Below are 6,791 nucleotides of genomic sequence, written 5' to 3'. Positions count from 1 at the left end.
GCCGCATTCGTCCTCTACTCCTCCCTCACCGCCACCCTCGGCACCCCCGGACAAGCCAACTACGCCGCCGCCAACACCTTCCAAGACACCCTCGCCCACCACCGCCACCACCACGGCCAACCCGCACACTCCCTCGCCTGGGGCCTCTGGCAACACACCACCAACCTCACCCAAAACCTCACCACCACCGACCACACACGCCTGACCAACCTCGGCATCACCCCACTCACCACCCACCAAGCCACCACCACCCTCACCCACACACTCACCCACCACACCCACCCCCACCTCGCCATCACCAACCACACCCAACAAACCCCCCAACGCCACGGCCAACGCCGCACCGCCACCAACACAACACCCACCCACACCCACCAACTCACCGACCAACTCACCCGCCTCACCCCAACCGAACAGCACCACACACTCCTCCAACTCGTCCAAACCCACACCGCCGCCGTCCTCGGCCACCCCAACGACCACACCATCGACACCGACCGCGCCTTCAAAGAACTCGGATTCGACTCCCTCACCGCCGTCGAACTCCGCAACCGCCTCAATGCCGCCACCGGCCTCAAACTCACCCCCACCGCGATCTTCGACCACCCCAACCCCCAAGCACTGGCCCACCACATCCACACCCAACTCGCGCCGAAAGTCGCGCAGCCACGGGTCTCGACGTTGAGCGAAGGCGCCCCCGGGACTGATGAGCCGGTGGCGGTGGTGGGGATGGCGTGTCGTTTCCCTGGTGGGGTGACTTCGCCGGAGGAGTTGTGGGAGCTGGTCCATTCCGGTCGGGACGCGATGGGTGAGTTCCCGGCCAACCGGGGGTGGCCGGTGGAGGAGCTGTACGACCCGGACCCGGATCAGGCCGGTAAGTGCTACACCCGGGCGGGCGGGTTCCTCTACGACGCGGACCACTTCGACGCCGAGTTCTTCGGTATCTCGCCCCGGGAAGCAGCCGCGATCGACCCGCAACAGCGACTACTGCTGGAGACCAGCTGGGAAGCGATCGAGCGCGCGGGCATCAATCCGGCCACCCTCCGCGGCACCCCGACGGGAGTCTTCGCCGGCGTGATCCACAGCGATTACGCGTCTCGGTTGCGGTCGGTTCCGGCCGGGTACGAGGGACAGCTGCTCACCGGTGCCTCCGCCAGTGTCGCCTCCGGTCGGATCGCCTACACCCTGGGGTTGGAAGGGCCGGCTGTCACCATCGACACCGCCTGTTCCTCCTCGCTGGTCGCCATCCACCTGGCCGCCCAAGCCCTCCGTAATGGTGAGTGTGAGTTGGCGTTGGCAGGGGGTGTGACGGTGATGTCCACCCCGAACGTGTTCATCGAGTTCAGCCGCCAACGCGGCCTGGCCCCCGACGGACGCTGCAAACCCTTCGCCGCCGCCGCCGACGGCACCGGATGGAGCGAAGGCGCCGGCATCATCGTCCTAGAACGCCTCTCAGACGCCCAACGCCACAACCACCCCATCCTCGCCATCATCGCCGGATCCGCCGTCAACCAAGACGGCGCCAGCAACGGACTCACCGCCCCCAACGGCCCCGCCCAAGAACGCGTCATCCGCCAAGCACTCACCAACGCCCACCTCACCCCCGAGCAGGTCGACGCCGTCGAAGCACACGGCACCGGCACACGCCTGGGCGACCCCATCGAAGCCCACGCCCTGCTGGCCACCTACGGGCAACACCGGCCCACCGACCGGCCGCTCTACCTGGGGTCGATCAAATCCAACATCGGCCACACCCAGGCGGCCGCGGGCATCGCCAGCGTCATCAAAATGACCACCGCCATGCATCACGGCCAGTTGCCCGCCAGCCTCCACATCGACGAGCCGACTCCGCACGCCGACTGGGACAGCGGCAACATCGAACTCCTCACCCGGCCCACCCCATGGCCGCATGACGAACCCACCCGCCGCACCGCCATCTCCTCCTTCGGCATCAGCGGCACCAACGCCCACCTCATCCTCGAAGGCCCTGGTATCCCCGCCGTCGAACAGCCCGATGGCCAGGCCGACCCGCAGAGTCCCCGAGAGCGGGCAGTTGCAGGAGAGCACAGCCCGAACGCAGTGCCCTGGCTGATCTCCGCCAAGACCAAATACGCGCTGGCCGACCAGGCGCGGCGGCTTCGCGAGTTCGTCGCCGCCAATCCCGGGCTCGCCCCGTACGACATCGGCTTCTCGCTGGCCAACGCCCGCGCCACCACTTTCGCGGAGCGGGCGGTGCTGGTCGGCCGTGACGTCGAGGACTTCACCACCGGTCTGGCCTGCCTGGCCGACGCCGCCGACGGAACCGGAACAGCAGCGACCACTGGCAACGTGGTCACCGGCACCCTGCCCACCGGCAACGGCAGGACCGCGTTCGTGTTCACCGGCCAAGGCAGCCAGCACCCCGGTATGGGTTACCAGCTCTATCGAACCTTCCCCGCTTTCGCCGCCGCCTTCGAGGAAGCCTGCGACCACTTCACCCCCCACCTGGACCACCCGCTCCGCGACATCACCTTCGCTGCCGCCGGCACCCCGCAGGCCGAGTTGCTGAACCAGACCGCCTACACCCAGCCGGCGCTGTTCGCCTTCCAGACCGCGCTGTTTCGGCTACTGACCGAATGGGGCCTCCGCCCCGACTACCTGATCGGCCACTCCCTCGGCGAAATCTCCGCCGCCCACGCCACCGGAGTCCTCACCCTCCCCGACGCCTGCGCCCTCGTCGCCACCCGCGCCCGCCTCATGCAAACCCTGCCTCCCACCGGCGCCATGGTCGCCATCGGCGCTTCCGAGGAAAAGGTGCAGGCGGCCATCGCCTCCCCTGCCGGCACCGGCAGCCGGGAGGACCCGTACGGCCAGGTGGCGATCGCCGCGATCAACGGCCCGGCCGCCACCGTGATCTCCGGCGACCATGACGCCGTCCATCAGGTCGCCGATCGGCTACGGGACCAGGGGCACCGCACCCGGGCCCTCAACGTCAGCCACGCCTTCCACTCTTCTCACACCGAGCGGATCCTCGACGAATTCCGTGAGCTCGCCGCCGGCCTCACCTATCGGGCCTCCACCATTCCCCTGGTCTCCAATCTCACCGGCGCCCTGGCGAGCGCCGACCAGTTGGGCGACCCGGACTACTGGGCCCGGCATATCCGCCAGGCCGTCCGTTTCCACGACGGCATCACCACCCTGCACCACCACGGCGTCACCACCTACCTCGAACTCGGACCCGACGCCGCCCTCACCCCCATGATCGAGGAATGCCTCACCCGGCCGTCCGACCCCTCATTCTCCGGGTCCTCCCGGGCCATCCCCACGCTGCGCCGCGACCGTCCCGAGGCACCCGCCCTGCTGACCGCGCTGGCCACCGCCCACACCCGCGGCGTCCCCATCGACTGGGCCGCCCTGTTCCCGGCCCCGGCGCGCCCCGTAGCGCTGCCCACCTACCCGTTCCAGCGAGAGCGGTACTGGTTGCAAGGGTCGGCGGCGGCCGGGGATGCCGACAGTCTGGGCATGGGCGCGGCCAATCATCCGTTGCTGGGCGCGGCCACCGAACTCGCCGATGGCGGACACCTGTTCACCGGCCGCCTGTCACTGACGACCCACCCCTGGCTGGCCGACCACACCATCGCCGCGAACGTGGTGGTACCAGGCGCGGCCCTGGTGGAGTTGGCCATCCACGCCGGCGACCGGGCCGGCTGCGGGCACCTCCACGAACTCGTCCTCCAGCAACCGCTGCTGCTGCCCGAACACGGCTCCCACCGGCTCCAGGTCACCATCAGCCCACTCCCGGACGGCGACCAGCCGGAGACCCGCTCGGTGACCATCCGGTCCTGCCCCGCCGACGCCGACCCGGGCGACCCAGGCTGGACGGTGCACGCCACCGGCACCCTCAGCCCCTCCCCCGAACCAGCCGCACCGGAGACCGACCTCTCGGTATGGCCACCGCCCGGCGCTGTCCCCGTCGAGGTGACCCACGCCTACCCGGAGCTGGCCGAACGCGGCTACCACTACGGCCCGGCCTTCCAGGGCCTGCACGCCGCCTGGCAGGACGACGACCACCTGTACGCCGAGGTCCACCTGCCCGACCAGCAGACCGACAGCGACGAGTTCGGCATCCACCCCGCGCTTCTCGACGCCACCTTGCACCTCCTCGCGCTCCATAACCCCGTCGAGGATGCGGTGTGGCTTCCGTTCGCGTGGGCGGGCGTACACCTGCACGCCACCGGCGCGACAGCCGTACGGGTCCGCCTCACCCCCGAAAACCAGCCCGACCAGAACGGGGACGGCCCAGCCGGGGGCGTCCAGGCCGTGGCGGTGGACATCACCGACCTGGCCGGCGCACCGGTGGCCTCGGTGCGATCGCTGACCATGCGGCCAGCCTCCGCCCGGCAATGGGCCACCCGCCCGCACACCGGCGCCGACCACCTGTTCCACCTGGAATGGACCCCTGTCCAGCCCACCCCGGACACCGCCCTCGCCACCGCTGGATGGGCGGTCGTCGGCAGCGACGAACTCGGCCTGGCGGCTGGCCTGAACGCCGCACACATCCCCGTCCTCAGCCACCCCGACCTGAACGCCCTGAACGAGGCGATCGACAACGCCCTCACCCCGGCCCCCGGCGTGATCGTGGCCCCTATCGCCCACGCCCCGGCTCGCAATGTGGTGGACCAGACACATGCGGTTGCGGAAGCCACGCTGGCGTTGGTGCAGGATTGGCTGGCCGACGAGCGTCACGCCGCGGGTCGGCTGGTGGTGGTGACCCGTTCGGCGGTCGCCGCCCGTCCGGGCGAGGGCGTCGCCGATCTGGCCGCCGCCACCGTATGGGGCCTGATCCGCAGTGCGCAGGGCGAAAACCCCGACCGCATCGTCCTCCTGGACTGCTCGGCCGGTGGCCTGGCCCCTGTTTCCGGCGACTACGCCGAATCGGGGGACAGCTTCGATGACGTGGTCACGAGGTTGGTGGCGGCGGTGGCCGGTGGGCATTCCCAGCTGGCGTTGCGCGCAGGCCAGCTGTACACGCCGCGGCTGGCCCGGCTGGCTGACGATGACTCGTTGGCGTTGCCCGCCGGGCAGGGGTGGTGTCTGGGTGTGCCGGTGCCGGGGTCGATCGATGGCCTGGTCGCGGTGCCCTCTGAGGGCTTGGAGTTTGGTCCTGATAGTGGGGGCCTGGAGGGTGATCCTGAAGGTGGTGCGGACCCGGGTGCGGACCTGGACGGGGGTTCGGGTAGGGGGCTGGGTGCCGGTCTGGTGCGGGTGGGGGTGCGTGCGGCCGGGGTGAACTTCCGTGACGTGCTGATCACCCTCGGCGTCTACCCCGGTGCGGCCACGATCGGCAGTGAGGGTGCCGGGGTGGTGTTGGAGGTCGGCCCGGGTGTGGAGGGGTTGGTGGTCGGGGATCGGGTGATGGGGTTGATGCCGGGGGCGTTCGGCCCGGTCGCGGTGACCGACCATCGCACCCTCACCCGCATTCCCGAGGGTTGGTCGTTCGCGCAGGCGGCCGCGGTTCCAATCACCTATCTGACCGCCTACCACGCGCTGGTCACCTTGGGTCGGGTCGGGCCCGGTACCCGGCTGCTGGTGCACGCCGCCGCCGGTGGTGTCGGGTGGGCCGCCGCCACGTTGGGCCGCCATCTGGGTGCTGAGGTGTTCGGCACCGCCCACCCCACCAAATGGGCGGTCTTGCAGGAAGCCGGGTTCGATGCCGACCACCTGGCCAGCTCCCGCACCCTGGACTTCGAACACCACTACCTCACCACCACCAATGGTGTGGGGATGGATGTGGTGCTCAACGCGCTCGCCGGGGAGTTCACCGACGCCTCCCTACGCCTGCTGCCCCGCGGAGGGCGGTTCATCGAGATGGGCAAAACCGACCCCCGCGACCCCGACCAGATCGCCGCCGACCATCCCGGGGTGCACTACGAGGCGTTCGACCTCAACGCCCTGCCCCCCGAGCAGATCCAGCGCATGCTCACCCACCTCACCGCACTCTTCGCCGCCGGCCAGTTGGCGCTACCGCCGATCACCGTGCGGCCGGTCGCGCACGCCCGGCAGGTGTTCCGCGACCTGCAACAAGGCCGCCACATCGGCAAACACGTCCTCACCCTCCCGGTTCCCTGGAACCGGGACGGAACCGTGCTGATCACCGGCGGCACCGGCACCCTCGCCGCCCTCACCGCCCACCACCTGATCACCCACCACCAGGCCCGCCACCTGCTCCTAGCCAGCCGCCAAGGGCCCGCAGCCCCAGATGCCGATGCCCTACGCAACGAGCTCACCGCCCTGGGAGCACAGGTCACCATCACCGCCTGCGACATCACCGACCCCGACGCCGTGGCCGATCTGATCGCTACGATCCCTGCGGCTCATCCGCTGACCGCCGTCATCCACACCGCCGGGGTCCTGGATGACGCCGCCCTGCACACCCTCACCCCCCACCAACTCCACACCGTGCTCGCGCCCAAGGTCGATGGGGCCTGGAACCTGCACCACCACACCCGCCACCACGATCTGGCCGCGTTCGTCCTCTACTCCTCCCTGACCGCCACCCTCGGCACCCCCGGACAAGCCAACTACGCCGCCGCCAACACCTTCCAAGACACCCTCGCCCACCACCGCCACCACCACGGCCAACCCGCACACTCCCTCGCCTGGGGCCTGTGGCAACACACCACCAACCTCACCCAAAACCTCACCACCACCGACCACACACGCCTGGCCAACCTCGGCATCACCCCCCTCACCACCCACCAAGCCACCACCACCCTCACCCACACACTCACCCACCACACCCACCCCCACCT

1 protein-coding gene is annotated in these 6,791 nt (G+C 69.9%); it reads left to right on the top strand.

Features of this window, described 5'->3' with window-relative positions; all coding sequences use genetic code 11:
- On the top strand, positions 1–6,791 hold a 6,791-nt coding region (locus DPM19_RS34610; RefSeq protein ID WP_146779107.1), incomplete at both ends, for a type I polyketide synthase.

This window comes from Actinomadura craniellae (assembly GCF_003289645.1).
Classification (GTDB): domain Bacteria; phylum Actinomycetota; class Actinomycetes; order Streptosporangiales; family Streptosporangiaceae; genus Actinomadura_D; species Actinomadura_D craniellae.
This window is presented reverse-complemented; position numbering and strand designations above follow the sequence as displayed.